Genomic DNA, 24,751 nt, shown 5'->3' on the forward strand with positions numbered 1-24,751 from the left:
GCTGCCCATGCCGCCCCGTATCCACGGCGTCCTCTATCCGCCCCCCTCCGAGGGCCTGCCCCTGCTGGTGGCGATCTTCCGGGATAACGCCCTGGTGGGATGCAACATCGCCGCCGATCAAGCCGAGGGCGAGGCCAAGATCGCCACGGCCGTGGCCGAGGTGCGGCGCCTGGAGGTGGCCTCCAAGATGCCCGCCAGCATCACCGTCAAGCGCCCGGTCCAAGGACGTTGAGCGCCGACCTGCGCGCCGCGCGGGAGAAGACCGTCCGCGACCACATGCGGCTGGAGACCGAGCTCGACTTCGAGGCGGTGCTGCGGACCTTCGTGACACCCCGCTACGAACTCTACGGCCAGGGCGCCGTCATGGAGGGCGACGCCGCGGTGATGGAGTATTTCCGCCGCTCCCGCACCCCGTTCCCCGACCAGTCCAACGAGGTCATCGCCCTGCACCAGGACGCCGACACGGTGTTCGTGGAGTTCTGGCTGATGGGCACCCATCTGGGGCCGCTGCGCATCCGCGACACGACCTATCCGGCGACCGGAAAGCCCTTCCGCATCCGCATGGCGGCGGCCTTCGAGTTCGCCAAGGACAGCGACAAGATCGTCGCCGAGCGGCCCTACTTCGATCCCACCGCCATCTGGGCTCAGCTCGGCGTCGGCTGAGCGGCCTGCGCCTTTCGCCCATAGTGGCGCTGACGATCTTGCGGCCGTGGCGGCCAGCCGCGGCCCCGGCGGCGGATCGCCAAGGGCCTGACCGCGAGGCCGGGCGGGGCCGACAAGTCTTGACCCTGGACCCTCCCGCCGGTTTGCTCCCGGCCATGACCACGCGGCGACCTGTGACGACCGGCCTCGCGGCCCTGGGCCTGGCGGCGGCGGCCCGCGGGGCGTCGGCGCAGCCGGGACGCGTCAGCGGGACCTGGACCGGTGTGCTGGTGGCGGGGCAGGCGCGGCTGCGCCTGCGGCTCGTGCTGGCCCCCGATGGCGCGGCGACCCTGTTCAGCCTCGACCAGGGCTCGGGCGCGATCGCCGGCAAGGCGGTCTCGGCCCCGGCCGACAGGATCGAGGTGGAGATTCCGGCCGTCGGCGGCCGCTTCACCGGCAAGCTTGTGGCGGCCGACCGGATCGAGGGCCAGTGGCGGCAAGGGGGCTCGGACCTGCCCCTGGCGCTGCTGCGCGGTGAGGCCGGGTTGCCGAAGGATGAGCGGCCGCCGCTGCCGGCCCCGGCCCCCCTCACGCCCGCGCTGCTGGAGCAGCTTCGCCAGGCCTCGGGGTCGCCGGCTCTGGCCGCCGCCGCCCAGCGCCGGGGCGGACAGACCCTGGCCTGGGCGACCGGTCTGCGCCGGGTGGGCGGCGCCGACAAGGTCGGGCTGCAGGACCGCTGGCACCTCGGCTCGATCACCAAATCGATGACCGCGACCCTGATCGGCCGGCTGGTCGAGGCCGGCGAGCTGAGCTGGGACGACACGGTCGGCGCCCTGCTGGGCGAGGCGGCGCCGGAGATGCGGCCGGACTACCGCGCGGTCACCCTGCGACACCTCGCCAGCCATCGCTCGGGCCTGCCGGGCAATATTCCCATGGAACAGCTCCTGCGGTTCTCGCGCGAGATTGCCGACCCCCGCGAGGAACGCCTCGCCTATGCCCGCCTTGCCCTGGCCATGCCGCCGCGCGGCCCCTCCGGCGCGACCTACGAATACGCCAACAACGGCTATGTGGTGCTGGGCGCGATTGTCGAGCGGCGGCTCGGCAAGACCTGGGAGGCTGTGATCGGCGAGCGGCTGTTTGCGCCGTTGAAGCTATCCTCGGCCGGCTTCGGCGCGCCTGACCGTGCCAGCGCCACCCAACCCTCGGGCCACGCGGCGGGACCCGACGGGGCCTTGCGCGCCTTTCCCGCCTCCGGGCCGGCCTCGGACAATCCGGCCGCCCTGGGCCCGGCGGGCCGCGTGCACATGAGCCTGCCGGACCTGGTGGCCTATCTGGCGGCGCACCGGGACCAGGCGCCGCTGCTGACCCCCGAAACCTGGAAGACCCTGCACACCCCGCCCTTCGGCGGCGACTACGCCATGGGGTGGATGGTGCAGCCGAACGGCCTGCTCTGGCACAACGGATCCAACACCCTGTGGTACGCCATGGCCGCCTTCCACCCCGACCAAGGCGTCGCCGCGGCGGCCGCGGCCAACGACGGACGCGTGGCGATCGCCTCGCCGGCCGTCGAACGGGCCGTTCAGGACGCCTTCCTGTCGGCGCGGGCCTAGGCCGGCGGGCGGGTGCGGAGAGCGGACATCCTCATCGTCGACTTAAGGTGGAAAGGTGACTTAGGTCGTGCGAGCTTGAACGCGCTTGGGAGGAGCGGGGCGAAATGAGATCACTTCTCGCGGCCTACAATCGCGATCTCAAAGCGAAGGCGCAGGCTGCATCACCCGCAAAGCGACTAAACGTGGTCTATGCGGCCATGTCCCCTTGGTGCCTCCTAGCGCTCATCGCTTCCTTGGTGGTTACCCTTCTTCATTTGCCCCGCGGCGCTCAGGAATGGGTGATCTTGCCCGCGCTATGTATTGCGGCTGTTGGGGCCTCGTACGCCGGATCGCGTATTGCCAAGTATGGCTGGGAACATGATCGCACGCCGCCTGCTGCGGCCTGGATCGAAACAGAGGCCGGAAAGGCGCTGATCCAAGCGCTTAGGCGCGTTACGCTCAATGGCCTTTCCGAGGTGACGGGCGCCACCCGGCTCCGAGCCCACCTTAAGCTCACGTATGCAGACGTGGCTCAGCTGTACAGCATCCTCCAGGGGGACCGCTGGCTCGACCGGGAGGCGCCGGTGAATCCGCAGTCAGACCCAAGTGTGGATGAGCTGGTCTCCCGTATGTCGCATGCGGGAAGCGCCCAAAGGCCCGCCTCGGTCGCTAGCCGCCCTTAACCCCCAGCCCAACATCCAGACCCTCGCCCAGTGGGGGCTCCCGCTCTCTCGACGGGCGCCCGCCCCTACGGCTGCTGCTCGAACTCGGCGTCGATCACCAGCTCGATGGGGTCGGCGAACACCGGCGGCATGCCGAAGTCGCCGGGCTTGATCCTGGTGGTGGCGGTCATGCCGATGCGCGGTTTGCCGAAGCCCTTGCCGGCGCCCACCAGCACGACGTCGAAGGTCACCGGCCGGGTCTTGCCCATCAGGGTGAGGTCGCCGTCGACCTGGCCGTGGGCGGCGTCGGTCTTGCGGAAGGCGGTGGAGACGAAGGTCGCCGCCGGATTGGCCTTGGCGCCCAGGTACTTGTCGGAAATGGCCTGGCCGAAGCCCGCCACATTGGTGCTGACGAAGCCGGTCTCCACCTTGGCGGTCACCGACGACTTGGCCGGCGAGGCCGGGTCCCAGGTCAGGGTCCCGGCGACCTTGTCGAAGCGGAAGATGCTGATCGAATAGCCCATGTGCGGCACCCGGGCGATCACCGAGGCGTGCTGCTCGTCCAGCTTGTAGGTCCCGGCGGTCGCCAGGCTGGCGTCCGGTTCGCCGCAGAAGATGCCGGCGGGAACGCCGGGCGGGCAGGCGCCGCCGGCGGCCTGGGCCTGGCCTGCGAAGGCCTGTGACAGGGCCAGGCTCGCGCCCGCGGCCAGCAACGTCTTCATCAGCTTGGTCATACCCAATCACCCTTGTTTCCGGTGGTCCTGCCTCAAGGACGAACCACCGGCCGCGCGCCCGACATGGACCTGATCTTTTTGTCAGGCGCCGGTGACTGCGGGAAGGCGTTGGGATGAGATGGTCTGTCTCCATCTGCACTCTAGCTCACCGAGCCCTTCTCCCCTTGCGGGAGAAGGTGGCCGGTCGGAGACCGGTCGGATGAGGGGTCGCGCTCCCCTCTCCACGGATCATCCAATTGCCCTAGCCCGCTAAGTCTATCGACCCCTCATCCGACCCTGCTCCGCAGGGCCACCTTCTCCCACAAGGGGAGAAGGGCCATGGTTTTGGCGGGAGAGCACGTCGTTCACACCGAGGGGTTCACAGGTTCAGCGTCACCAAACTCTCCCCCAACAACTCCTGCAGTAGGGGCGTGCGGGGGTAGGGGTGGTGGCGATACTGGCGGAAGCCCTCGGCCAGGGGAACGCCGAAGTCGCGGCCCCGGCGCCGCGTCCAGGCCTCCATCGAGGCCTGGTGGTCGCTGATGTCGTGCTGCTTGGAGACCCAGCTGTCCTGGCTCTTGTGGGCGGCCAGCATGGCCTGCTTGGTGGCGAAATAGTCAGCCACGTCGACGCCGAAATCGGGGACGACCCGGACGCCCTCGCGGTCGCGGCCGCCTATGGGGTCCATGAAATAGAGGTGCGGGATGCCCGTCATGACCGCGGCGTCGCCGGTCCTGTAGTTGGGGACCGAGGCGGCGAAACAGGCGTCGCGGACCAGCACGCTGACGGCCTCATGGTCGGGGTGGTAGTCCGCCGGCGAGGCGGTCAGCACGATGTCGGGCGCGGCCCAGCGGATCATCTCGGTGACCCGCCTGCGGCAGGGATCGTCGTTGAAGACGCTGAGGTCGGGAATGTCGGCGCAGCGGTAGTCGGCCCCGATCAGGTCGGCGGCGGCGGCGGCCTCGGCCCGGCGGATCCTGGCGGTCTGCACAGGATCGGTCTCGCTGGACCCGCAGTCGCCGGCCGTCACCGTGACGACCTTCAGGGCGTGCCCCTTGGCTGCCAGCAGGGCCATCGTGCCGGCGCCCAGGGTCTCGATGTCGTCGGGATGGGCGTGGATGGCGAGGATCGTGGTCATCGCCCCTTATCGCCCGGCGTCCGCTCGGCGGGAAGGTGAGACAAATTTCACCTGACAAGCCCCGGCTTATCTGGCTTTTTCCACCCCATATTCGGGAGGCTAGGGGCATGGCCCAATTCGATCCGGCCGCGGCGACGCAGGCCTATCTCGCAACACTGCCGCCGGAGGCCCACGCCAAGGCCACGGCCTATACCCAGGGCGGCCACTGGGTGCTGCTCTGGGCGGCCCTCGTCTCCATCCTGGTCGCCTGGCTGGTCTTGAAGTCCGGCGTGCTGGTCAAGGTCCGCGACGCCGTCACGGCCAGGAAGAGCCGGCCCTGGCTGGCCGTGGCCGCGGTGGTGGTGGTCGACGCGGTGATCGAGGGCCTGCTGATCCTGCCCTGGTCAGCCTATGAGGACTGGTGGCGGCAGAAGTCCTATGGCCTGACTGACCAGGCCTTCGGCGGCTGGCTGGGGGAGACCCTGACCATGCTGGTTATCTCCCTGGTCATGACGGTGGCCCTGGCGTCGGGGGTCTATGCCGTGATGCGCCGGGCGCCGCGGACCTGGTGGGCGTGGAGCGGCGGCCTGGTGGCCGTGGCCTTCATGGTGATCATGGTCCTCTCCCCAGTTTTCATCGAGCCGCTGTTCAACACCTACACCCCCGCGCCGGCCGGTCCGGTGCGCGACACGGTGGTGACCATGGCCAACGCCAACGGCGTCCCCTCCGACAAGATCTATGTCTACAACGGCTCCAAGCAGTCCAACCGCTACACCGCCAACGTCTCGGGCCTGTTCGGCACCGCCCGGGTGGCGATGAGCGACACCATGTTCAAGCAGGGCGCCGACCTCGCCGAGGTGAAGGGCGTCGTGGGCCACGAGATGGGCCACTACGTCCACATGCACTCCATCTGGCTGGCCTCGGCCTTCGGGGGCCTGGCCCTGGTGCTGTTCTTCCTCGTGGACCGCCTGTTCGCGCCGGTCGCGCGGCTGCTGCGGGCCAAGGATGTGGGCGGGATTTCCGACCCCGCCGGCCTGCCGGTGATCTGGATCATCATGGCGGTCCTGGGCCTGCTGGCGACGCCCGTCACCTCGTCCCTGATAAGGATCGCCGAGACCGACGCCGACCGGTTCTCGCTGGAACGGTTCAACGAGCCGGACGGTTTGGCCAAGGCCCTGGTCAAGACCATTGAGTATCGCGCCGCCACCCCGTCGAAGCTGGAGGAGGTGCTGTTCTACGATCATCCCTCGGTCGGCGGCCGTGTCCGCATGGCGATGGACTGGAAGGCCGCCCATCCCCCCAAGAGTGAGCCGATCTACTGACCCAACGCATCCTGACCTACGACGAAGCCAGCCGCGCCGCCCTTGCCGGTGACGCCGAGGCCCAGATGGCGCTCGCCGAGGCCCTCGACAACCAGGGCCAGGACAAGGCCGCCCTCGACTGGATGGTCCGCGCCGCCCACGGGGGCTGGATGCCGGCCGTCTCGCGCCTGGGTCTCTGGCAACTGGTGGGGCACATCACCCCCCAGGCGCCGGCGCTTGGCGTCGGACGCATCATCCAGGCCGCGCAGGCTGGCGACCCCTTCGGCCTGCACCTGGCGGCCATCGTCGATTCCGGCGCCATCGGCACGCCGCGCAACATCGGCCGCGCCATCTTCTGGCTGGCCCGCGCCGCCCAGCTGGGGGACGGGCGCGCCGCCTGTCAGCTCGGCCTGCTGTGTGGTGACAAGAAGCTGGCCCATGCCGCCCTGTCGGCCGCGGCGGCCACCGGTTTCGAACCGGCCCTGGCGGCGCTCGGCGACCGCGCCCCTGTCGATGCGCCCGCCGATTGGGACGCCGTGGCCGCCGCCGCCGATCTCTCGGCCTTCGCCGCGCCGGTCCAGCGCATCGTGGAAAGCGAAAGCCCGCGCATCCTGTCGATACCCGACCTGCTGCCGACCTGGATCTGCGACTATGCCATGGCCCTGGCCGAGCCCGCCCTGGGCCGCGGCCTGGTGCTGGTGGACGACGGGACCGAGCAGGTCCAGGGCGAACGGTCCAACCGCGTCATGCACTTTGGCCTGGTGGACAGTGACGTGATCCTTGAGCTGGTGAACCTGCGCGTCGCCCAGGCGGCCGGCATGCCGCCGGAGAACGCCGAGGGCCTGGGCGTCCTCCACTATGCGCCAGGCGAACGCTACCGCCCGCACATGGACTACATCCCCGACACCCCGGCCAACGCGCAGCAGCTCGCGGTCATGGGCCAGAGGGTTCGCACCCTGCTGGTCTATCTCAACGACGGCTACGAGGGCGGGGCGACCCTGTTCCCGCGGCTGGAGGCGGCCTTCCGGCCGGCGCCCGGCGGCGCCCTGGTCTTCGACAGCGTCACCGAGGACGGCGCGATGGATCCCCGCACCCTGCACGAGGGATCGCCCACCACCGCGGGCGAGAAGTGGATCATCTCCAAGTGGTTCCGCACCAAGGCCCTGCGGCCTACCGCTTCCTGACGAACACCGTGCCGGCGGAATAGCCTGCCCCGAAGGAGCAGATCAGGCCGGTGTCGCCGGCCTGGAAATCCTCGTTGGCGCTGTGGAAGGCGATGATCGAACCGGCCGACGAGGTGTTGGCGTAGGTGTCGAGGATGATCACGTTCTCGCCGGGCTCCGGATCGCGGCCCAGCACCTTCTTGCCGATCATCAGGTTCATGTTGATGTTGGCCTGATGCAGCCAGAGGCGCTTTAGCCCGGTCGGATCGACCCCCAGGGCGCCGGCATGATCGACGATCATCTCGGCCACCATCGGCACCACCTCGCGGAACACCTTGCGGCCCTCCTGGACGAACAGCTTGTCGGCCGCCCCGATCCCCTCGGGCGCCGCGCGGTTCAGGAAGCCGAAATTGTTGCGGATATTGTTGGAGAACTGGGTCTTCAGCCGCGTGCCCAGGATCTCCCAGCCCTGGCCGGGCTTGGCCAGGTCGGCCCGCTCGACGATCACCGCGGTGGCCACGTCGCCGAAGATGAAGTGGCTGTCGCGATCGCGGAAGTTCAGGTGGCCCGAGGTGATCTCCGGATTGACCACCAGCACCGCGCGGGCCGAGCCCGTGGCGATGTAGTCGGCCGCGGTCTTGATCCCGAAGGTGGCCGAGGAGCAGGCCACATTCATGTCGAAGCCGAAGCCCTCGATGCCCAGCGCCTGCTGGATCTCGATGGCCATGGCCGGATAGGCGCGCTGCATGTTCGAGGCCGCGCAGATCACCGCGTCGATCTGACTGGCGTCCTTGCCCCAGCGGGCGATGGCGTCGCGCGCCGCGGCCACGCCGATCTCTGCCATCACCGAGATCTCGTCGTTGGAGCGTTCGGGGATCCGAGGCGTCATCACGGCCGGGTCGATGACCCCGGCCTTGTCCACCACGAACCGCGACTTGATCCCCGAGGCCTTCTCGATGAATTCCACGGAGGAGGGGGTCAGCGCCTCAAGCTCGCCGGCCTCGATGGCCTTGGCGTGCTCGGTGTTGAAGTTGGCGACATAGGTGTTGAAGGCCTCCACCAGCTCGGCGTTCGAGACGCTCTGGGGTGGGGTGTAGAGGCCGGTGGCCGCGATCACGGCTGATTCCAAGGGTCGCCTCCCGATAAAGGGCCCACTCACTGGGGCGTCAGGCGACACTGATAGCAGGGGAAGACGCTCAGGCCGATAGGGCGGCGCGTTCGGCGAACCCTTGCCAAGGCTAAGCTTCTGAATTGCCGCGCGATCTTCACCCTAGAGTTGACCTAACCGGGTTCCATGGGGGGGCGATTCCGCCGGTTTCAAGCCTGTGGCGTCCAGGCCACAGATCATCGCCAAGCGTTATGAGTTCTCAGGTTTGTTCAGAAACCGGGCTTGTTTCGGCGGCGGTGCATGCCATTTGCGCAGCCCTGGGCAATGAAACCCAGAGTTGGAGTATCAAAAAAAATGAAGTCTCTCATCGCACTCGCGGCCACCACTGCCGTCATCCTGGCCGCCCCGGCCATCGCCTCGGCCCAGTCGCTCTCCCCCACCACCGTCTACGGCTCGCTCGGCTACGCCAACGCCAGCATCGACGACCTGAACCTGGGCTCCATCCAGGGCCGCCTCGGCGCCCGCTTCGGCCAGTACGTGGCCATCGAAGGCGAAGTCGCCGGCGGCGTGAAGGAAGACAGCATCGCCGTCACCCCCGCCCTCTCGGTCGACTTCAAGGTGAAGTCGCAACTGGCGGTCTACGCGGTCGGCTTCCTGCCCGTGAACCCGCAGTTCGACCTGCTGGCCCGCGTCGGCTACGGCCACTCGGAAATCGAAGCCTCGGGCGCCGGCGCCACCGCCTCGGCCGATGGCGACAGCTGGAACTACGGCGTCGGCGGCCAGTACTTCTTCGACGAGAAGAATGGCGTGCGCGTCGACTACACGCGTCATGACTTCAAGGACTCCAGCGACGACGCCGACGTCTGGGCGGTCGCCTACACCCGCAAGTTCTAAGACCTTGCAGCGTCATGGCCGGGCGCTCGCCCGGCCATGACGTGACCGCGCATTCGAACGCCGGTCTCCAACTTCAGCGCCACCCGCGCCGACCTGTGCCCGATGGGGCACACCTCAGCTCCCGCCACATTGTTTCCGTCAATTGTCGAGGAACCGACCTAGGACCGCCGTGTTTGAAGGCGACTTGGGACCTGCTGGGGAGCTGAACCAAAGAGTTGGAGTAACCTATGAAGTCTCTCATCGCCCTGGCGGCAACGACCGCCCTGACCCTCGCCGTCCCCGCCATCGCCTCGGCGCAGTCGCTCTCCCCCACCACCGTCTACGGCTCGCTCGGCTATGCGAACGCCAATATCGACGACGTGAACCTGGGCGCCATCCAGGGCCGCCTCGGCGCCCGCTTCGGCCAGTATCTCGGCGTCGAGGGTGAGCTGGCCGCCGGCGTCAAGGAAGACGACGTCAACGTCGCCGGGACCAACGTCAACGTGAAGCTGCAGCACCAGGCCGCCATCTACGGCGTTGGCTATCTGCCGGTCTCGCCCCAGGCCGACCTCTTCGCCCGCGTCGGCTACGGAACCTCCAAGATCAAGGCGTCCGCCGCCGGGGCCTCGGCCGCCGATGACGGCGAGAGCTGGAACTACGGCGTCGGCGGTCAGTACTTCCTGGACGACGTGAACGGCGTGCGGGTCGACTACACCCGTCACGACTTCAAGGATTCCAGCGAGAACGCCGACGTCTGGGCCATCGCCTACACGCGGAAGTTCTAACCCCCGGAACCGGGGCCGGGCCGACATCGTTGATGTCGCGCCCGGCCCCCTTTCACGGGCCCGATCCCCCATTCGAAGAGAAGAACCATGGCCGACCCGATGACCTCCAACGGAACCGCGGCGAACGGCCTTGCCGACGCCACCGCCGCCCTCGACCCCATGGCCGCCTCGGCCAGGAACGCCAAGGCCAGCGCCGCCAACTCGATCCATGAGGCCGCCGACGCCGCCGGCAAGGCGCCCGCCGCGCTGAACGACGCCGCCCACAGTCTGCTGAACGCCGCCCGCACCCTGCTGGAAGGCAAGACCGAGGTCGTCGTGGCCAAGGGCCAGGAAGTCTATGGCAAGGTGAAGGAACGGGCCGTCGAGCGGTTCGGCGACACCGACGTCCTGGTCCGTGAGAAGCCCTATGTCGCCCTGGGCATCGCGGCGGTCGCCGGCTTCCTGCTGGGCCACATGATCAGCTCCGGCCGCAGCCAGGTGGTGTACCTGCGCGACGCCCGCTGAGCCTGGCGAGGGGTCTAGACGCCTCTCAGCCGCGGCGTATGCGCGCTATTTTGCCTAAAAACGGGGTCTCTCGGCCCCGTTTCCCTTGCGTCAAGGTCGCCATGGCCCGCGAATCTGCGCAAACCCTTGCCTCCCTTGCGTGGAAACGCGAGGCGCAACAAAGACAACCGGAGGTCACATGACCCAATCTGAATTCATCGAACAGGTCGCCACTGCCGCCGGGACCACCCAGGCTGAAGTCGGCCGCGTGCTGGAAGCCATGGTCGCCACCGTTTCGGGCGCCCTGACCAACGGCGGCGACGTCCGTCTGTCGGGCCTCGGCGTGTTCGACGTCGGCGCCCGCGCCGCGCGTGAAGGCCGCAACCCCTCCACCGGCGAAGCGATCAAGATCCCGGCCTCCAAGGCCGTGCGCTTCCGCGCCGCCAAGGGCCTCAAGGACGCCGTCAACGGCGTCGCGCCCGCCAAGAAGAAGTAAGTCCCGCGCGGGTCCCGCCCGCGCCCCGGACTTTTGAGACAGGGCCGTCCCCATGGGGCGGCCCTGTTTTCGTTTCGCCTTTCCCCCGTCATGTCGGGGAGGCTGATAGCTGAACGCCAGCCAACGGGCCGCTCCGCGACCGTTCAGCCGGGCGGGCGCTTCATGGCGGTCATCGCGGCGAAGGCCGTACCAGAGGTGACGCCATGCAACACGAGGCCCCCGATCCCGCCGAAGCCGGCCTGCCGAGCGCCGACATCATCACCTACGCCCAGTTCCTCAGCGCCAAGGCGCGCCGCGACCTGGAGCGGGTCGCGTCGGGCCAGACCCCGCCCCATGGCTACCCCTGGGCCTACAGCTTCGAACCGCCCGCGACCTGAGGCCGGGGCGGAACTTCCTGGGACCCGGCAGGTTGCGTCTCCATGGCTCCCCTAGTTCTCTTGGTTGAAGACGAAATCCTCGTCCGCCTCACCGCGGCCGTCGGCTTGGAGGAGGCGGGGTTCGCCGTCCTCGAGGCCGACGACGCCGCCCAGGCCCTGGACCTTCTCAGCCGTCACGACGACATCTTCGCCGTCTTCACCGACGTGAACATGCCCGGCTCCCTGGACGGTATCGACCTGGCCCAGCTGGTTCACGACCGCTGGCCGCAGGTCCGCATTCTTGTCACCACCGGCGGCGCCGATCTCAGCGGCGGCCTGCCGGACGGCAGCGAGTTCCTCGCCAAACCCTATCATGCCGAGCAGATCGTCAGCTGCCTGCGGCGCGCGCTCGCCGCCTGATCGCCACTTCCACGCCCCTTGACGCTGGTCCGTCCACGGCGGACTTTCCGGGCAGGGAGAAAACGCTTTGGACAAGGGATTTGCGATCCAGTTCGCTGGATCATTCGCGGCCGTGGCCCTGCTGGTGGCGCTGGCCGCCTGGGCCAAGATCGCCAAGCCGATGTCGCCGCTCAGCGAGGCCCGCGCCCGGGCCCTGTTCGCCGACGAGTTCCCGGGCAAGGCCCTGGACGGCCTGTGGGTCACCAATGACGGGCGAGGGGCCCTGGCCCGCTCGGGCGCCTCGGCCCTGGTCCTGTGCGAGGTCGGCGACGGCTACGCGGCCCGCCATATTCCCTGGGCCCAGGCGGTGGCCGCCAGCTTCCGCGATGGTGTCCTGAAACTCGACCTGGCCGATGTGTCGGCGCCCCGCGCGCGCCTGGCCTTCGACAGCTGGCCGCCGGCGGGCGCCGCCTGATGGACCTGCTGCACGCCCCCTTCGACCCGGTCGCCCTGGCGGTGCCGTTCTTCGTCCTGACCATCATCCTGGAGATCGCGCTCACCCGCTTCAAGGCGGTGAAGGCCCACTACGAGACCAAGGACACCATGGCCTCCCTGGCCATGGGCCTGGGCAGCAGCGTGGCAGGCCTGCTGACCGGCGGCGCGGCCTTCGCCGCCACGGTATGGGTCTGGCAGCATCGGGTCTTCGACATCCCCATGACGGCGCTCTGGGCCTGGGTGGCGATCTTCTTCCTGGAGGACCTCACCTACTATTGGTTCCACCGGCTCAGCCACGAACGGCGGTTCTGGTGGGCAGCGCACGTCAACCACCACTCCTCGCAGCACTACAACCTCTCCACCGCCCTGCGGCAGACCTGGACCGGGGGGTTGGCCGGGACCTGGGCCCTGTGGCTGCCCCTGGCCTTCCTGGGCTTCCCGCCGGCCATGCTGGCCATCCAGAAGGGGGTCAGCCTCGTCTACCAGTTCTGGATCCATACAGAGGCTATTCGGCGGATGCCCCGCTGGTTCGAGGCGGTGTTCAACACCCCCTCCCATCACCGCGTCCACCACGCCCGCAATCCGCGCTACCTCGACAGCAACTACGCGGGCATCCTGATCATCTGGGACCGGCTGTTCGGCACTTTCCAGCCTGAGCTGGACGAGGAGAGGCCGCGCTACGGTATCGTCAAGAACCTGAACAACTTCAACATCCTGCGCGTCGCGTTTCATGAATGGGCCGGGATCGCCAAGGACCTGGCGGGGTCGCGCTCTCTGCGAGAGGTCGCCGGCTACCTGTTCGGCCCCCCCGGCTGGAGCCCCGACGGCTCCCGCGACACCTCGGCGACCCTGAAAGTCCAATGGGAGGCCGAGCAGGCGGCGAAGAAGACCGACATCGCGGCCTAGACTTAACTGTCCTTCTCCCCTTGCGGGAGAAGGTGGCCCTGCGGAGCAGGGTCGGATGAGGGGTCGATAGACCTATCGGGTAGGGCGTTGCAGTTCGCGCGGTGAGGGCAGCGCGACCCCTCATCCGACCGGTCTCCGACCGGCCACCTTCTCCCGCAAGGGGAGAAGCACCAACATGTGCTCATACCCCTAGTCGCGCCACCTGGCGGATCAGCCGGGTCACGCCGATCGACAGGGCGTCGGGCAGGTTCGAGGCGCTGTCCCCCGACATCCAGATCGGCGCGTAGCCGTGGGGCGTGCGCTCGGCGAAACCCCCGGTCACCAGGCCGTGCAGCCGCCGCCGCATGGTCTCTTCGGCCAGGCCGGTGAGCTCGGCGACGTCGCGGGTCGGCGCCGCGGCCATGGGGCGTGGTCGCCCATCCCGCCCGGGGCTGGCGCAGGCCAGGGCGAGGCCCACCTGGATGTAGCCGTCCACCAGGTCACCGGTGGTGCGGCGCGCGAACTCGGTGATCACATAGAGGATGAAGGTGGTGCTCAGCCGCCCGACCGTCCGGTGCGGGGCGTCGGGCCGCTCCAGCAGGGTCAGGGCGGCGAGCCGTTCCCCGTCGCGCGCCGCATCCTCTAGCCAGGCGTCGCGCAGGAAGGCGGTCAGCAGGTCGGTGTTGCGGGTCAGGGCGGTGTCATAGGCATTGCCGCGTGGATCGCCCGGTGGCGCCAGGATACCGGCCGGGGTCTGCAGGATCTGCTCGGCCTTGATCAGCCGCTGCAGCCGTCGCCACATCGTCTGCCGGGGCATGTCGAGGGAGGCCGCCAGCGCGCTGATGGCGATCGGCCTTCGGCTTTCCAAGGGGACCTGCGGGGTGTCCAGGTCGGCCCAGGGGCTGGGGGTGTCGGGGGTTGAGTCCACATGGGCGATATTGGCCGCGATGACCGCCTGGAAGATGAAGCCGTCGATCACGTCGCCGCCGAAAAGCGCCATGTGACTGGTCACCAGCCGCTGGGCGGTCATCACATAGCGCACGGCCGCGATCTGGGTTTTCAGGTTCATGCCAACCGCCGGGGACTTAGATCCGCTGCGAACCGGCGCGACCTTCCCTAGCGTCGGGCTAATGCGTCGCGAATGCAAGAGAGCCGATCGCGAAGCCCGTGCAGAATCCTCCGCAGAACAGCATCCCGGCGATCAGCGCCAGGCTGGGAACTGGGCGTGAGACGAAGGCGGTCGCCCGGCCTTGGAGAAGATTGATCGTCATGGGTTGGCCTTGCCTACCGTAGCGTCACTACCGAGGCTCGCCACCACAGGGCAATTGGGCCCTGTCTCAATTTGGGGGCGACCAGGATTCGCCTGGGGAGAAATCCCGCCCGTCTCGACCGGCGCAAGGCGCGGAATTCAGGAAATCGAGCTGGTCATTTGTCGTTAATGAATTCGAATTGTGTACGAAGACAGTAATTGGTTTCCGGTTTTCTTGGCGAGTCTTGCTTCGCGCGGGACAGATCGCTGCTCTTGACTGTTGGTTGTCCATGGAAATTCAACCGAGAGATCGAATTCTACTCATCGACGATGATCCCATGTTCCGCCTGATGGCGGTCCTGACGCAGTACGCCAATGATCACGCCGCCCTGGCCGCCGGCGAATCCACCGCCTTCGACCCGAGCGCGCCCAGTTTCAGCTCGATCTTCGACCCGCGCTAGTCCCGCAGCAGCGGCAGGCTGAGACCCGACACCGGCCGCGCGCCGAGGATTTCCCGGCGGAACCGGAACAGCTCGGCGGGCCTGCCGCCGGTGTCGGTGTCCATGCGCCCAAGCCCCTCCACCATGTCGGCGCGCTCCAGCGCCCGGCGGAAGTTCTGCTTGTGCAGGGACACACCGGCGATGGCCTCCACGGCCCGTTGCAGGAAGGACAGGGTGAAGGCCTCCGGCATCAGCTCGAACACCACCGGGCGGTACTTCAGCTTGCCCCGCAGGCGCGACAGGGCGGTCGCCAGGATGCGCCGGTGGTCGGAGAACATCGGCTCGCCCATGGCCGCGGCCAGGGCGGGGGAGGGGGCGCCTTCGCCGCGGTCGCGGGCGGCTTCGGGGGCCAGGCCCGCCTCATAGAGCAGCTCGTAGCGCTCCAGCACCCGCTCCTCGTTCCAGGGCGCGTCGTCCAGTGCAAACAGCAGGCGTGCGGCCGACCGGCGGCGGGCCGCCTCCGGTCGCGAAGCCGCGCCCGCCCACTGGCGCAGCGCCGGTTCCAGGGCGGTCAGCGCGGGGGGGCGGCCATTGCGCCAGTCCTCGTAGGGGAAGAAGCGGCTCCACTCGGCCCAGGCGGTGTCGGGGGCGTTGGTGTCCACCGCCTGCGGCGTCAGGCCCAGATAGCCCACGGAGATGACCCGCGCGGCGCCGGCGCCAGCGCCCATGTCGGCCAGGGGCGCGTCGCGGCCCTCGTCGCCGAAGGTGTAGAGCTGTTCCACATAGCCCAGATCAAACCGCGTCTGGGCGGTCACGAAGGCGCGCAGGGCCAGTTCGAAGGTGCGGTGGCCGTCGGGGTCGAAGGGGCCGAAGGGCAGGCCCGCCTGCTGACCCTGGGGCCGCACGGTCAGCACCACGGCCTCGCCGTCGCGGATGGCCACCACCACGGCCGATAGCCCGATGACGACAGCCGGCGCCATCCTAGTGCTGGGCCGGGAAGTCGAAGGGCTGGGCGGTCTGGTAGTCATAGTCGCCCATGGCCGCCACGGCGTCGGCCATCTTGCCCCGACGCCCCATGATGTCGTCGGCCAGGGCGATGATCCGGCGGTTGGGGGAGGCGTGGCGCGCGGCCCGCCGCATCATCAAGGCCATCTCACGCTCATCGGCCTCCGGATTGCGCTCGCAGGCCAGGACAAAGGCGCTGGCGGTGGAGCGGCTGATGCCGGCCCAGCAGTGGATCAACATCGGTGCGTCGCCCCGCCAGCCAGCCCCGAAGGCCAGCAGGTCCTGGACCAGCTGTTCGTCGGGCGGGACCATGCCGTCCATCGGCTCGGCGATGTCGTTGACGCCCAGGCGAAGGTGGTTGGCGGCCTCGATCCCCTGGGGCGTGCCGATCATGCTGGCCGGGTCCAGGAGGGTGATCATGTGGGAGGGCCGCCGCGCCGAGATCACGGCGGGAACCTCGGCCAGACCGCAGATGATAAAGGTCACGCTCACTCCGTGTCGAACGCCGCCGGCGTGACGGAGAATCCCGCCGCCTCCGAGAGCACCTGGTAACGCTGGACGTAACGTATCTGCGCCTGCGCGGCCGACAACGGCTCGATATGCAGGTCGTAGCCCGGCGGCGGGGCGTCGAAGAACTCGATGGACTCGTCGAACCCGAACCCGGCCAACTGCGTCGCCTCAAAGAAGGCGCAGGCCCGGTCGGCGCGCTTGATCAGCTTCTTGACCGCCAATGGCGCCTTGGCCGGCAGCCCGAACCGCGTATGGATCGCATGCTCCAATCGCTCTTCGAACACCTTGTAGTCGTATCCCAGCGCCGCTTTGAACGGACTGATCATGTCGCCTATGACGTATTCCGAGGCGTCATGCAGCAGCGCCGCCAGCCGCCAGCGCGGCTCCAGGTCGGGCTGGATGTGGGCGCAGATCTCCTCCACCACCACCGAATGCTGGGCCACCGAGAAGGCGTGCTCGCCGATCGTCTGCCCATTCCAGCGGGCGACGCGGGCCAGGCCGTGGGCGATGTCCTCGATCTCGATGTCCATCGGCGAGGGGTCCAACAGGTCCAACCGCCGGCCCGACAACATTCTCTGCCACGCGCGGGGTCCCTTGGCGGTTGTATGCAGCCCTTTCCTCACAGACGCGTTCCTCTCACACTCAAGCTCGTGACCTGAACCAGGACTTGAGAAAGATCAATGTGCGGGTCCATGGTCGTCACCACTGTGCGTCAACGCCAAGGGGAAACAGATGAGTTGGGCTAGAATCATGACTCCGCTGTCTGGCGGGGACGGCGACAACGCCGCCGTGAAGGCCGCCGTGCTGCTGGCCCAACCGTTCGGCGCCGAGCTTGCCTGTGTCTATACCCCCGCCGATGTCGCCGACGTCATGCCCTGGATGGGTGAAGGGTTCCTGGGCGGGGTGCAGTCCACCGCCCTGGAGTCCCTGAGGGAAGCCGCCGCCGCCGGCGAGACCAAGGCCCGCGCGGCCGTTGACGCCTGCGCCTACGCCAAGGCCAGCTTCATTTCCCTGCAGACCCCTGTCTGGGCCGGACTTTCCGCCGAAAGCCGGCTCTCCGATGTGGTGGTCTTCACCAATGATCCGCCGCGCGGACGCGGCCCCCTCGCCGAGGCCTTCCAGCAGATGGTGGCCGACGAGCAGCGCCCTGTCCTGATCGCCCGCGAGGGCTTCAAGATTGGCGGCGTGGTCGCCGTGGCCTGGGACGGCGGCAAGGAAGCCTCTCGAGCCGCGCGCCTCGCCATGCCCCTGCTGGAAAAGGCGTCCCGGGTCGTGATCCTGGCCGCCCCCAAGGCCAGTTCGCGCAGCTTCGATCCGGCCCGGCTGCAGGCCTATTTCGCGGCCCGCAACGTCGCCGCCGACATCGACATCCTGCCGGATTCCGGCGACGCCGCCCCCCTGCTGCTCTACGCCACCAAGAAGGCCGAGGCCGATGTCCTGGTGGCCGGCGCCTACGGGCACCCCCGCCTGCAGGAGTTCATCTTCGGGGGCACCACGCGCTCCCTGCTGGCGGCTGACCAGCCGTCCCTGTTCCTCTCCCACTAACCGAAAGCGTATCGCCATGAGTCTGTCGCGCATCGTCATGCGGCTTGCCCGCAATCCCGGAACCGAGTTCGCAGGCGGTGACGACCACCGGGGTTATTCGCTGACGGCGCCGCTGACCGCCGATGGCCACATCGACGAGGCGGCCTATTCCAAGGCCAAGGCCGAGTGCGTGGTGCGCCGGTTCACGCCCGACGAGGACGCCACGGACGGCCGCCTGGCCAGGAAGGGCCAGCGTTGGTTCTTCGACTATGACGGCGAGGACACCGCCGACGACGAGCCGGTCCACCGCCTGGGTGAGCACCGTTTCGCCGTGGGCGAGTACGTCACGGTCGCTGACGAGGACGGCCGGCCCCTGACCTACAAGGTGGTCGAGGTGCAGGCCATCTAGCTGGCGTCAGGCGCCGCCATTGCGGCGGACCAGCTTCTTGACGTCGTCGTACATGTCGTCGTGCCGATTTTCGGCCGTCGACTTGACGATCGCCACCACGATGGGCCCCGTCTTGGGGCCGGCGGCCTCGTAGCCCAGGTACTTGTAGCCGCCTGACAGGTCGTCCCCGGCGTAGATGAAGGTGGCCCGCATGCCGCGCTTCTCGCGCGACAGCGCCTCGCCCCGCAGGCGGACATCGCGGTACAGCTTGATGGTGGCGGTGGCGTTGTCGCCGTCGGCGTCGATGTGGATCGGGCCGACCCGGACATTGGCGCGGTCGCCATCGGCCTTGATGTGCACGCCTGGGAAATCGACCTCGGTGCGTTCCTCGCCGTTTTCGGTGTCCTCCACCTTGGCCTGGAGGGTGGGGCGATCACCGAGGGCCTCGTCCACGGCGGCGTCGATCTTGGCGTCGGCGCGGGCCTCGGCCTCGATCCGTGCGGCTTCGGCCGCGGCGCCGGGCGCGGCCGTGGTGTCAGCGCTCGAGGCGCCCGTCGGGGACCCGCCCAGGGTTTTCAGTTCGGTCTCGAGCGCGGCGAGCGTCGCCACGGCGCTGCCCTTGACCGCCATGCGCGTCAGCGTGATCTGCGCGCCGTCGCTCTCGCGATAGATGCAGCTCTGCCCATCGCCGGCCGCGCTGACCAGGGTCAGGCTGCCCTCTGTCTGCGGGCAGTCCAGCCGGGCCTTCAGGGTGGCGGGCCTCTGGCAGGCGGTCAGCGCCAGGGCCGAGGCGGCCAGCAACAGCAGGGTCTTCATAAGAAAAAGGGCTCCGATCCCGTTCGCATGGAACGGTGACCGGAGCCCTCGATCAGGTCGAGTGAATTCGTCGTAAGCGTTATTGGCCCGGACGCGAACCCGCGCCTTCGCGGCGGGCCAGGAAGGCCAGGCGCTCGAACAGGTGGACGTCCTGCTCGTTCTTCAGCAGGGCGCCGTGCAGCGGCGGGATCAGCTTGGTGGGATCCTTCTCGGCCAGCGCCGCGGCGTCGATGTCCTCGACCATCAGCAGCTTCAGCCAGTCGAGCAGTTCCGAGGTCGAGGGCTTCTTCTTCAGACCCGGCACCTTGCGCATGTCGTAGAAGATGCGCAGCGCCTCGGCCACCAGCTTCTGCTTGATGCCCGGATAGTGGGTTTCCACGATCTGGTTCATCGTCTCGGCTTCCGGGAAGCGGATGTAGTGGAAGAAGCAGCGGCGCAGGAAGGCGTCCGGCAGTTCCTTCTCGTTGTTGGAGGTGATGATGACGATCGGGCGGATCTCGGCCTTGATCGTCTCATTGGTCTCGTAGCAGTAGAACTCCATCCGATCGAGTTCCTGCAGCAGGTCGTTCGGGAACTCGATGTCGGCCTTGTCGATCTCGTCGATCAGCAGGATCGGGCGCTTGTCGGCGGTGAACGCTTCCCAGAGCTTGCCCTTCTTGATGTAGTTCTTCACGTCCTTGACGCGCTCGTCGCCGAGTTGGCTGTCGCGCAGGCGGGTGACCGCGTCGTACTCGTACAGGCCCTGGTGCGCCTTGGTGGTGGACTTGATGTGCCAGGTGATCATCTCGGCGCCGAGCGCCTTGGCGATCTCGAAGGCCAGGACGGTCTTGCCGGTGCCGGGCTCGCCCTTGATCAGCAGCGGACGCTCAAGCGCGATGGCGGCGTTGACGGCCACCTTGAGGTCGTCGGTGGCGACGTAATTGTCGGTGCCTTCAAAACGCTGACGTTCGCTCATAATTGGGCTCCCCAGGGGCGGGCGTAGAATGACGCTCGCGCTCGAACAAATGTTTCAACCTGGCGCCAACCTAAAGGGACAGCCGCGACATTCAAGCGGCTTGAACGTCGCGGCAGGTGCTAAGTGGGTCGGTGACTAGTCCTCACGCCGCGTCACCGAAAGCGGGTCGGAGGCCGGGAAGCTCTCCTTCAGACCCTCGTCGATGCGCTTGTCGAGGTCGGCGTCGCTCTCGCCGGTGTGGACGATGAAGGGACCTTCCACGTCGTCGGGGCCGGGCTCGTCATCATTGTCGGCCCCCAGGGCATCATCGACGTCGTCCTCGGGCTCATGGGTGACATCGAGCACCTGGGGCAATTCCTCGAAGGTGCGCATCTCTCCGACCTGCTCGCGGTCGTCCAGAATCGTTTCGTCCAGAGCCTCGGCCTGGTCCTGGCCGTCGGTTTCGACTGTGGGTTCGCCGGACATGTATGAACTCCTGAAGGCGGGCCCGCGGGGCGGCGGAGCCGGTCAGAAGGTAACCCACGGCCCGACCGCCTGTTCCTCCGTCGCCGTCACCAGGGAATGGAGGTTCCATCCCAGGCGAAGAAGCCGCCGTTGTCCTCGGGCCTCAGCCTGTCCAGGACCTCCAGCAGGTTCTGCGCCGACCGCTGCGGGGAGGACAGGCGCTCGGGGGCCACGCCGCCCTGGAAGGGCGCGCTGAGGTGGGTGTCGACCGTGCCGGGGTGCAGGGCGACGCACAGGCCAAGGGGCCGCGTGCGCCGATGCTCGATCGCCAAGGTGTGGATCAGCATGTTCAGGGCGGCCTTGGAGGCGCGATAGCCGTACCAGCCGCCCAGGCGGTTGTCGCCGATGCTGCCGACCCGGGCGGAGAGCGCGGCGAAGATGCTCGGCCTGTCCCGCGGCGTGAGGGGCAGGAAGTGCTTGGCGGCCAGCGCCGGCCCCGCCGCATTGGTGGCGAACAGCGCGGTGAGGGCGGCCAGGTCCAGAGATCGCATGGACTTCTCCGGCGCCAGCCCCGGTCCATGCAGCTGCCCCGTGGCCACCAGGACGCGGCTGGGAACGCCAAGGCTGGCCGCATGCGCAGCCGCGCGAACCAGGCTGTCTTCGTCCAGGATGTCGGCCGCGATCCACGCCTGGCGAGGGGTGTCGCCCCAGCCGTCGGGCCGCCGCCGCGAGACCGACAGCACGAGGTCATGGGCGGCGCTGTCGCTGAGGCGTTGGGCGAGCGCGCGGCCGATCCCGCCAGAGCCGCCGATGACGATCGCCAAGCTCGAGGCCATCTCAGCCCCGCAGCAAGGCGGCCCCGGCGACCAGGCCGACCACGGCTCCGGCGGTCAGCAGGATCCGCAGGGATGGGTACCACGACGGCAGGCCTGGGCTCCGAAGGTCCCACAGCAGATGCAAGGTCAGGGCCGCGGCCAGGCCCGTCAGCTTGGCCGTCTGCGCCGACGGTGGAAGCATCAGCAGGGCGAGGCCGGCCAGGGTTGGGATCATGGCCAGGGTGACGACGGCGCCTCGAGGCCGGTCTTGGGCGATCTCCACGCCCCAGCGCGCGCCGCCAAGGAACGAGAGGATGAGGCCGCCGTACAGGGCCAGGGCGGTGGCCGTCAGCGCGGAGCGTTCCGGCGCCAGATACCCGATCAGCGGCGGCGCCAGGAAGGGCGCGAGCCCCAACACCCCATAGATCAGCACGACGCGCGGGATCGTCTCGCGCGGCCGCCCAGCATCCCCTGGCGCCCTCATGAGCCCAGGGACTGCGCCAGGGCCCCGGCCACCTCGTCCATCACCGGCCCCCACTGCCGGAAGCCCGGCGGCAGGAACACCCGCATCTGCGGATACCAGGGATAGTGGTCGGTCCCGACCCTCGGCCAGGCCCCCGGCGTGGAGATCAGCCAGCAGGGCGCGCCGCAGGCCGCGGCGATATTGGAGGTGGCGTTGGCGAACCCCAGCGTGAGGTCCAGGGCGCAGGTCAGGGCGGCCAGGTCGTCCAGGTCCTGCTTCAGGTCGATGCCGGGGGGCGTCCAGATGTCCACCCCCAGGTCGCGGCGCGCCTGCGCGATCTCCTCGGCGCAGTCGCCGTACTGCAGGTTGACGAAACAGACCCCCGGGGTGGCCAGGATCGGCGCCCACTGTTCGAAGGGTGAGAAGAAGCGATGACGGCCGGCGCTGGCGATGGCGCTCTTCCAAAGCAGGCCCACCTTCTTGCCGGCCGGCGCGGTCTTCAGAACCTCCCGCCAGTGGGCCACCCGGGCGGGATCGGCGGCCAGGAACCGCTCGCGCTGCGGGAAGTCGCTCACCGACCGGCGGAACTGCCGCAGCAGGGAGCCCATGGGAACGGCGAAATCCACGCTCTCGAGGCGTCCGGCCATGAAGGGGACCGTCCGCGTCGCACGGCCTTCGTGGGTGAAGGTGACGTGCGGGCCGACCTCGGCGGTGGGGAAGGCGCGTTGGAACAGGGCGATCAGCCGCGGCTCCACGGCGAGGGTCAGCCGGCCGTCGGGCCCCAGGGCCTCGACGACATCGGGCAGGACGTTGGCGAACAGGATCTCGTCCCCCAGGCCCTGCTCGCCGATCACCAGCAGCGACTTGCCGGCCAGGTCGCAGCCGGGTTCCCAGGGCGGGCGGTCGGTGACGAACTGGGTGGAGTCGGCGAACTGCGGGTGCAGCCGGGCCTCATAGTCGTCCCAGCCCTCTCCGATCCGGCCCAGGTTGATGAGGATGGTGGACCGCGACAGCTGCATCATCTGGCGCTCGGACTCGAGCGTCGTCTGGCTGAGCGCGGTCTCGCAGTCGACGAGCGAGCCCTCGATGTCGCCGATGGCCATCCGCATGTTGCCGCGATTGTAGCGCGCCTTGGCGAAGCCCTGGTCCTGGCGCAGCGCCTCTTCGAAGAACACCAGCGCGTTCACCGGATCGCCCTGTTCCGACATCACGGTGCCCAGGGTGTTCCAGACGATGGGGTGGGCGGGGTCCTTGGTGAGGGTCGCCTTGAGCACCTCGATGGCCTCATCGAAGCGGCCCTGGCTGCGGAGGGCGCAGGCCAGGTTGTTGGCCCCCTCGGCATTGTCGGGGAAGCGCGCCAGGAAGTGGCGGAATAGCTGCTCGGCCACGGGGAACTGCCCGAGACGGTGGGCCAGCCGGCCCAGGTTGCTGGCCAGTTCGGCATGGTCGGGGAGGAGGGCGAGCGCCGCCTCGTAGCAGGAGATGGAGCCCTTGAAGTCGCCGGCCATCTCGCGGGCGATGGCCAGCATGTACCAGGCAAAGCCGCTGCGTTCGTCCTTCTCCAGGGCTTTGATGGCCCATTCGCCGCCCCGCTGGTGGTCCTGCTTGCGAAGGGCGTTCACCGCATTCTGCAACAGCGGCTGGACCGCCAGGGCCTTCAGCTCGCCGATGGCGGCGTTGAGCTTGTTCAGCGCGTTGCGGTCTCCGCCGGACCCCATCGCCTCCGCCGCCAGCCGGACCGGCGTGGGCGCGGCCCGCGTCTCCAGCGCCAGGGGCGAGGTGGCGGTATGCTTGGCCGAAGGCGGCATCAACCGAGGTCCTTATGAGTCGCGGGCGAGTATGCCGCCAATACAGGCGTTCATGGTTAACTGGGAGCTAAGGCCAAATGCGCAGGGACTTTCCGCCGCACGCACCACGTCTTGGTCGCAAGGCGTCGTTAACTAACCTGCGGTTATGCGTCCTAGGTCGCGGAACGGAAGTCTTCGTTTTCGCGGCAGGCTAGTTCAGGAATTTGCGTCGTCTCGGCGCAGGTTGTTCGGGGGAGACGCGTCGTGCCGCTGAAATTGTCGCTGAAACCCGGCGAGAAGTTCGTGCTGAACGGCGCCGTCGTCCAGAACGGCGATCGCCGTGGAGTCCTGATTCTCCAGAACAAGGCCTCGGTTCTTCGCGAGAAGGACATCATGCAGCAAGAAGAGGTCACCACACCGGCGCGCCGAATCTATTTCCCGGTGATGATGATGTACCTCGATGAGACCGGCGCCGCCCGCTACTACGATGAGTTCGTTCACCGTCTGACCGAATTCATGGGCGTGATCCGGAACCCCGCTGTGCTCTCAGAGTGCGTGGCGATCTCAAAGCACTGCATGGAAAAGGAATACTACAAGGCGCTGATGCTCTGCCGGAAGCTCATCGAGTACGAAGATCAGAGGTTGGGGACGAATGTCGCTTCGAGCGTACCAGCAGACCGCGGCTAGGGCCGAGACCTCCCGGGAGACGGAGTATCGTCTCTTCGGCCAGGTCACGCGCGCCCTCATGGAAGCGGCCAAGCTCGATCCATCGGATCTGAGCGGGCGCGCCGACGCGCTCGATTGGAACCGTCGCATGTGGTCGGCCTTCGCCACCGACTGCGGCGCGCCGGAAAACGCCCTGCCGGCATCCCTGCGCGCCTCGATCATCTCGCTGGCCATCTGGGTGGGCAAACACACCAGCCTGGTCATTCGCGGTCAGGACGACATTCAGGACCTCATCGAGATCAATCGAATGATCATGCAGGGCCTGAGCGGCGGCGGCGGTGCGGCCGAGGCCGCCTGAACCGCCCGGCGAATCAGCCGAATCACCCACCTGCGCCGACGTCGAGAGGAGCTCAAAGGCGAGCCCTTCGCGCGGCTTTTGATGAACCGTCGTCGGAAATTCGCAGCCTGCGCGCTAAGGTCGCGGGGCCCCTGTGGAGCCCTTCCGGCCCGCTCGGTCGGCGACCTCGGCCGACAGCTTCCGCAGCGGCGGGATCGGACCTGCAAGAGACCGGCGGTCTCGGTCCTGAGTTTCCGTCGCGGCCTCTGGAGCAGGGCGTCCGGC

At 68.3% G+C, this 24,751-nt stretch carries 31 protein-coding genes; 18 read left to right on the top strand and 13 right to left on the bottom strand.

Annotation, left to right across the window (positions count from 1 at the left end):
- Nucleotides 1-7: 7 nt before the first annotated feature.
- The 3 genes from Q7J39_RS08820 (at nucleotide 8) to Q7J39_RS08830 (ending at nucleotide 2,252) form a co-directional block, all read left to right on the top strand.
- On the top strand, nucleotides 8-232 hold the full coding sequence (locus tag Q7J39_RS08820) for a hypothetical protein (RefSeq protein ID WP_304823037.1): 225 nt from the start codon (nucleotides 8-10) through the stop codon (nucleotides 230-232).
- Complete coding sequence (locus tag Q7J39_RS08825) at nucleotides 229-663, top strand: ester cyclase (protein ID WP_304823038.1); 435 nt, start codon at nucleotides 229-231, stop codon at nucleotides 661-663. Before Q7J39_RS08820 ends, Q7J39_RS08825 begins: the two co-directional genes overlap by 4 nt.
- Nucleotides 664-836: 173 nt before the next feature.
- Nucleotides 837-2,252: a serine hydrolase gene (locus Q7J39_RS08830; protein ID WP_304823041.1), complete on the top strand. Its 1,416-nt coding sequence runs from the start codon at nucleotides 837-839 to the stop codon at nucleotides 2,250-2,252.
- Nucleotides 2,253-2,979: 727 nt separating this feature from the next.
- Here Q7J39_RS08830 and Q7J39_RS08835 read toward each other — a convergent pair.
- Nucleotides 2,980-3,627: a YceI family protein gene (locus Q7J39_RS08835; RefSeq protein ID WP_304823044.1), complete on the bottom strand. Its 648-nt coding sequence runs from the start codon at nucleotides 3,625-3,627 to the stop codon at nucleotides 2,980-2,982.
- Between the two features lie 358 nt (nucleotides 3,628-3,985).
- Complete coding sequence (locus Q7J39_RS08840) at nucleotides 3,986-4,744, bottom strand: PIG-L deacetylase family protein (RefSeq protein ID WP_304823047.1); 759 nt, start codon at nucleotides 4,742-4,744, stop codon at nucleotides 3,986-3,988.
- A 107-nt stretch (nucleotides 4,745-4,851) separates the two neighbouring features.
- On the opposite strand from Q7J39_RS08840, the gene Q7J39_RS08845 reads away from it, so the two are divergent.
- Together Q7J39_RS08845 and Q7J39_RS08850 are read left to right on the top strand one after the other, a co-directional pair.
- Nucleotides 4,852-6,045, top strand: coding sequence for a M48 family metallopeptidase (locus Q7J39_RS08845; protein ID WP_304823050.1), 1,194 nt, complete (start codon nucleotides 4,852-4,854; stop codon nucleotides 6,043-6,045).
- A gap of 65 nt (nucleotides 6,046-6,110) precedes the next feature.
- Nucleotides 6,111-7,208: a 2OG-Fe(II) oxygenase gene (locus Q7J39_RS08850; RefSeq protein WP_304823052.1), complete on the top strand. Its 1,098-nt coding sequence runs from the start codon at nucleotides 6,111-6,113 to the stop codon at nucleotides 7,206-7,208.
- Here the strand turns inward: Q7J39_RS08850 and Q7J39_RS08855 are convergent.
- Nucleotides 7,195-8,316 carry a beta-ketoacyl-ACP synthase III gene (locus Q7J39_RS08855; protein ID WP_304823055.1) on the bottom strand — a complete coding sequence of 374 codons (1,122 nt, stop codon included), beginning with the start codon at nucleotides 8,314-8,316 and terminating at the stop codon, nucleotides 7,195-7,197. The genes Q7J39_RS08850 and Q7J39_RS08855 overlap by 14 nt on opposite strands.
- 333 nt (nucleotides 8,317-8,649) lie before the next feature.
- On the opposite strand from Q7J39_RS08855, the gene Q7J39_RS08860 reads away from it, so the two are divergent.
- The 8 genes from Q7J39_RS08860 (at nucleotide 8,650) to Q7J39_RS08895 (ending at nucleotide 13,088) form a co-directional block, all read left to right on the top strand.
- Complete coding sequence (locus Q7J39_RS08860) at nucleotides 8,650-9,189, top strand: porin family protein (RefSeq protein WP_304823058.1); 540 nt, start codon at nucleotides 8,650-8,652, stop codon at nucleotides 9,187-9,189.
- 227 nt (nucleotides 9,190-9,416) lie between these two features.
- Nucleotides 9,417-9,953 (top strand): porin family protein, encoded by a 537-nt coding sequence (locus Q7J39_RS08865; RefSeq protein WP_304823061.1) that lies wholly within the window; start codon nucleotides 9,417-9,419, stop codon nucleotides 9,951-9,953.
- A gap of 87 nt (nucleotides 9,954-10,040) precedes the next feature.
- A complete protein-coding gene (locus tag Q7J39_RS08870) occupies nucleotides 10,041-10,457 on the top strand; it encodes a hypothetical protein (protein ID WP_304823064.1) in 417 nt (138 codons plus the stop codon).
- A 178-nt stretch (nucleotides 10,458-10,635) separates the two neighbouring features.
- Nucleotides 10,636-10,932, top strand: coding sequence for an HU family DNA-binding protein (locus tag Q7J39_RS08875; protein ID WP_215339882.1), 297 nt, complete (start codon nucleotides 10,636-10,638; stop codon nucleotides 10,930-10,932).
- A 203-nt stretch (nucleotides 10,933-11,135) separates the two neighbouring features.
- Entirely contained in the window at nucleotides 11,136-11,309 is a 174-nt protein-coding gene (locus Q7J39_RS08880) for a hypothetical protein (RefSeq protein ID WP_304823068.1), read from the top strand.
- A gap of 42 nt (nucleotides 11,310-11,351) precedes the next feature.
- Nucleotides 11,352-11,708 carry a response regulator gene (locus Q7J39_RS08885; protein WP_304823071.1) on the top strand — a complete coding sequence of 119 codons (357 nt, stop codon included), beginning with the start codon at nucleotides 11,352-11,354 and terminating at the stop codon, nucleotides 11,706-11,708.
- Nucleotides 11,709-11,775: 67 nt separating this feature from the next.
- Nucleotides 11,776-12,162, top strand: a complete 387-nt coding sequence (locus Q7J39_RS08890; protein WP_304823074.1) for a hypothetical protein — start codon at nucleotides 11,776-11,778, stop codon at nucleotides 12,160-12,162.
- 5 nt (nucleotides 12,163-12,167) lie between these two features.
- Nucleotides 12,168-13,088, top strand: coding sequence for a sterol desaturase family protein (locus Q7J39_RS08895; RefSeq protein ID WP_304823131.1), 921 nt, complete (start codon nucleotides 12,168-12,170; stop codon nucleotides 13,086-13,088).
- A gap of 181 nt (nucleotides 13,089-13,269) precedes the next feature.
- Here Q7J39_RS08895 and Q7J39_RS08900 read toward each other — a convergent pair whose 3' ends face one another.
- Nucleotides 13,270-14,136: a hypothetical protein gene (locus Q7J39_RS08900; RefSeq protein WP_304823078.1), complete on the bottom strand. Its 867-nt coding sequence runs from the start codon at nucleotides 14,134-14,136 to the stop codon at nucleotides 13,270-13,272.
- Nucleotides 14,137-14,654: 518 nt separating this feature from the next.
- Between Q7J39_RS08900 and Q7J39_RS08905 the strand changes: the two genes are divergently transcribed.
- On the top strand, nucleotides 14,655-14,777 hold the full coding sequence (locus Q7J39_RS08905) for a hypothetical protein (protein ID WP_304823081.1): 123 nt from the start codon (nucleotides 14,655-14,657) through the stop codon (nucleotides 14,775-14,777).
- Here the strand turns inward: Q7J39_RS08905 and Q7J39_RS08910 are convergent.
- Genes Q7J39_RS08910 through Q7J39_RS08920 form a run of 3 tightly spaced genes read right to left on the bottom strand, consistent with a single transcriptional unit; the run spans nucleotide 14,774 to nucleotide 16,894 of the window.
- Entirely contained in the window at nucleotides 14,774-15,784 is a 1,011-nt protein-coding gene (locus Q7J39_RS08910; protein WP_304823083.1) for an NAD regulator, read from the bottom strand. The two genes, Q7J39_RS08905 and Q7J39_RS08910, sit on opposite strands and share 4 nt — an antisense overlap.
- A complete protein-coding gene (locus tag Q7J39_RS08915) occupies nucleotides 15,738-16,247 on the bottom strand; it encodes a tyrosine phosphatase family protein (RefSeq protein WP_304823086.1) in 510 nt (169 codons plus the stop codon). The genes Q7J39_RS08910 and Q7J39_RS08915 overlap by 47 nt, the downstream gene beginning before the upstream one ends.
- Nucleotides 16,248-16,249: 2 nt before the next feature.
- On the bottom strand, nucleotides 16,250-16,894 hold the full coding sequence (locus Q7J39_RS08920; RefSeq protein WP_370690026.1) for a YfbR-like 5'-deoxynucleotidase: 645 nt from the start codon (nucleotides 16,892-16,894) through the stop codon (nucleotides 16,250-16,252).
- A gap of 109 nt (nucleotides 16,895-17,003) precedes the next feature.
- On the opposite strand from Q7J39_RS08920, the gene Q7J39_RS08925 reads away from it, so the two are divergent.
- Nucleotides 17,004-17,816 carry a universal stress protein gene (locus Q7J39_RS08925; RefSeq protein WP_304823091.1) on the top strand — a complete coding sequence of 271 codons (813 nt, stop codon included), beginning with the start codon at nucleotides 17,004-17,006 and terminating at the stop codon, nucleotides 17,814-17,816.
- A 16-nt stretch (nucleotides 17,817-17,832) separates the two neighbouring features.
- Entirely contained in the window at nucleotides 17,833-18,204 is a 372-nt protein-coding gene (locus Q7J39_RS08930; RefSeq protein WP_304823094.1) for a hypothetical protein, read from the top strand.
- 6 nt (nucleotides 18,205-18,210) lie between these two features.
- Here the strand turns inward: Q7J39_RS08930 and Q7J39_RS08935 are convergent, their stop codons facing one another.
- From Q7J39_RS08935 to Q7J39_RS08960, 6 genes are all read right to left on the bottom strand, one after another.
- The gene (locus tag Q7J39_RS08935) at nucleotides 18,211-18,999 is read right to left on the bottom strand and encodes a hypothetical protein (RefSeq protein ID WP_304823097.1); all 789 of its coding nucleotides are present in this window, start codon (nucleotides 18,997-18,999) and stop codon (nucleotides 18,211-18,213) included.
- Nucleotides 19,000-19,078: 79 nt separating this feature from the next.
- The gene (locus Q7J39_RS08940; protein WP_304823100.1) at nucleotides 19,079-19,954 is read right to left on the bottom strand and encodes a MoxR family ATPase; all 876 of its coding nucleotides are present in this window, start codon (nucleotides 19,952-19,954) and stop codon (nucleotides 19,079-19,081) included.
- 135 nt (nucleotides 19,955-20,089) lie between these two features.
- Nucleotides 20,090-20,419, bottom strand: coding sequence for a hypothetical protein (locus Q7J39_RS08945; protein ID WP_304823103.1), 330 nt, complete (start codon nucleotides 20,417-20,419; stop codon nucleotides 20,090-20,092).
- Between the two features lie 86 nt (nucleotides 20,420-20,505).
- Nucleotides 20,506-21,234 (bottom strand): SDR family NAD(P)-dependent oxidoreductase, encoded by a 729-nt coding sequence (locus Q7J39_RS08950; RefSeq protein WP_304823106.1) that lies wholly within the window; start codon nucleotides 21,232-21,234, stop codon nucleotides 20,506-20,508.
- 1 nt (nucleotide 21,235) lies between these two features.
- Nucleotides 21,236-21,646 carry a DUF3429 domain-containing protein gene (locus Q7J39_RS08955; protein WP_304823109.1) on the bottom strand — a complete coding sequence of 137 codons (411 nt, stop codon included), beginning with the start codon at nucleotides 21,644-21,646 and terminating at the stop codon, nucleotides 21,236-21,238.
- A 47-nt stretch (nucleotides 21,647-21,693) separates the two neighbouring features.
- Entirely contained in the window at nucleotides 21,694-23,484 is a 1,791-nt protein-coding gene (locus Q7J39_RS08960; protein WP_304823112.1) for a tetratricopeptide repeat protein, read from the bottom strand.
- 243 nt (nucleotides 23,485-23,727) lie between these two features.
- Between Q7J39_RS08960 and flbT the strand changes: the two genes are divergently transcribed.
- Together flbT and flaF are read left to right on the top strand one after the other, a co-directional pair.
- Nucleotides 23,728-24,150, top strand: a complete 423-nt coding sequence (flbT, locus tag Q7J39_RS08965; protein ID WP_304698288.1) for a flagellar biosynthesis repressor FlbT — start codon at nucleotides 23,728-23,730, stop codon at nucleotides 24,148-24,150.
- Entirely contained in the window at nucleotides 24,116-24,487 is a 372-nt protein-coding gene (gene flaF, locus Q7J39_RS08970; RefSeq protein WP_304823115.1) for a flagellar biosynthesis regulator FlaF, read from the top strand. The genes flbT and flaF overlap by 35 nt, the downstream gene beginning before the upstream one ends.
- Nucleotides 24,488-24,751: the final 264 nt, after the last annotated feature.

Source organism: Phenylobacterium sp. (assembly GCF_030651185.1).
GTDB lineage: Bacteria > Pseudomonadota > Alphaproteobacteria > Caulobacterales > Caulobacteraceae > Phenylobacterium.

Excerpts from the sequence above, each read along its gene's own strand:
- Q7J39_RS08870 (WP_304823064.1), top strand. The coding sequence starts at position 10,041 with ATGGCCGACCCGATGACCTCCAACGGAACCGCGGCGAACGGCCTTGCC.
- Q7J39_RS08905 (WP_304823081.1), top strand. The coding sequence starts at position 14,655 with ATGTTCCGCCTGATGGCGGTCCTGACGCAGTACGCCAATGATCACGCC.
- Q7J39_RS08960 (WP_304823112.1), bottom strand. The coding sequence starts at position 23,484 with ATGCCGCCTTCGGCCAAGCATACCGCCACCTCGCCCCTGGCGCTGGAG.
- Q7J39_RS08865 (WP_304823061.1), top strand. The coding sequence starts at position 9,417 with ATGAAGTCTCTCATCGCCCTGGCGGCAACGACCGCCCTGACCCTCGCC.
- Q7J39_RS08910 (WP_304823083.1), bottom strand. The coding sequence starts at position 15,784 with ATGACTACCAGACCGCCCAGCCCTTCGACTTCCCGGCCCAGCACTAGG.
- flaF (WP_304823115.1), top strand. The coding sequence starts at position 24,116 with ATGTCGCTTCGAGCGTACCAGCAGACCGCGGCTAGGGCCGAGACCTCC.
- Q7J39_RS08930 (WP_304823094.1), top strand. The coding sequence starts at position 17,833 with ATGAGTCTGTCGCGCATCGTCATGCGGCTTGCCCGCAATCCCGGAACC.
- Q7J39_RS08880 (WP_304823068.1), top strand. The coding sequence starts at position 11,136 with ATGCAACACGAGGCCCCCGATCCCGCCGAAGCCGGCCTGCCGAGCGCC.
- Q7J39_RS08850 (WP_304823052.1), top strand. The coding sequence starts at position 6,111 with ATGGCGCTCGCCGAGGCCCTCGACAACCAGGGCCAGGACAAGGCCGCC.
- Q7J39_RS08820 (WP_304823037.1), top strand. The coding sequence starts at position 8 with ATGCCGCCCCGTATCCACGGCGTCCTCTATCCGCCCCCCTCCGAGGGC.
- Q7J39_RS08835 (WP_304823044.1), bottom strand. The coding sequence starts at position 3,627 with ATGACCAAGCTGATGAAGACGTTGCTGGCCGCGGGCGCGAGCCTGGCC.
- Q7J39_RS08845 (WP_304823050.1), top strand. The coding sequence starts at position 4,852 with ATGGCCCAATTCGATCCGGCCGCGGCGACGCAGGCCTATCTCGCAACA.
- Q7J39_RS08840 (WP_304823047.1), bottom strand. The coding sequence starts at position 4,744 with ATGACCACGATCCTCGCCATCCACGCCCATCCCGACGACATCGAGACC.
- Q7J39_RS08950 (WP_304823106.1), bottom strand. The coding sequence starts at position 21,234 with ATGGCCTCGAGCTTGGCGATCGTCATCGGCGGCTCTGGCGGGATCGGC.
- Q7J39_RS08925 (WP_304823091.1), top strand. The coding sequence starts at position 17,004 with ATGAGTTGGGCTAGAATCATGACTCCGCTGTCTGGCGGGGACGGCGAC.
- Q7J39_RS08940 (WP_304823100.1), bottom strand. The coding sequence starts at position 19,954 with ATGAGCGAACGTCAGCGTTTTGAAGGCACCGACAATTACGTCGCCACC.
- Q7J39_RS08945 (WP_304823103.1), bottom strand. The coding sequence starts at position 20,419 with ATGTCCGGCGAACCCACAGTCGAAACCGACGGCCAGGACCAGGCCGAG.
- Q7J39_RS08860 (WP_304823058.1), top strand. The coding sequence starts at position 8,650 with ATGAAGTCTCTCATCGCACTCGCGGCCACCACTGCCGTCATCCTGGCC.
- Q7J39_RS08900 (WP_304823078.1), bottom strand. The coding sequence starts at position 14,136 with ATGAACCTGAAAACCCAGATCGCGGCCGTGCGCTATGTGATGACCGCC.
- Q7J39_RS08935 (WP_304823097.1), bottom strand. The coding sequence starts at position 18,999 with ATGAAGACCCTGCTGTTGCTGGCCGCCTCGGCCCTGGCGCTGACCGCC.
- Q7J39_RS08875 (WP_215339882.1), top strand. The coding sequence starts at position 10,636 with ATGACCCAATCTGAATTCATCGAACAGGTCGCCACTGCCGCCGGGACC.
- Q7J39_RS08885 (WP_304823071.1), top strand. The coding sequence starts at position 11,352 with ATGGCTCCCCTAGTTCTCTTGGTTGAAGACGAAATCCTCGTCCGCCTC.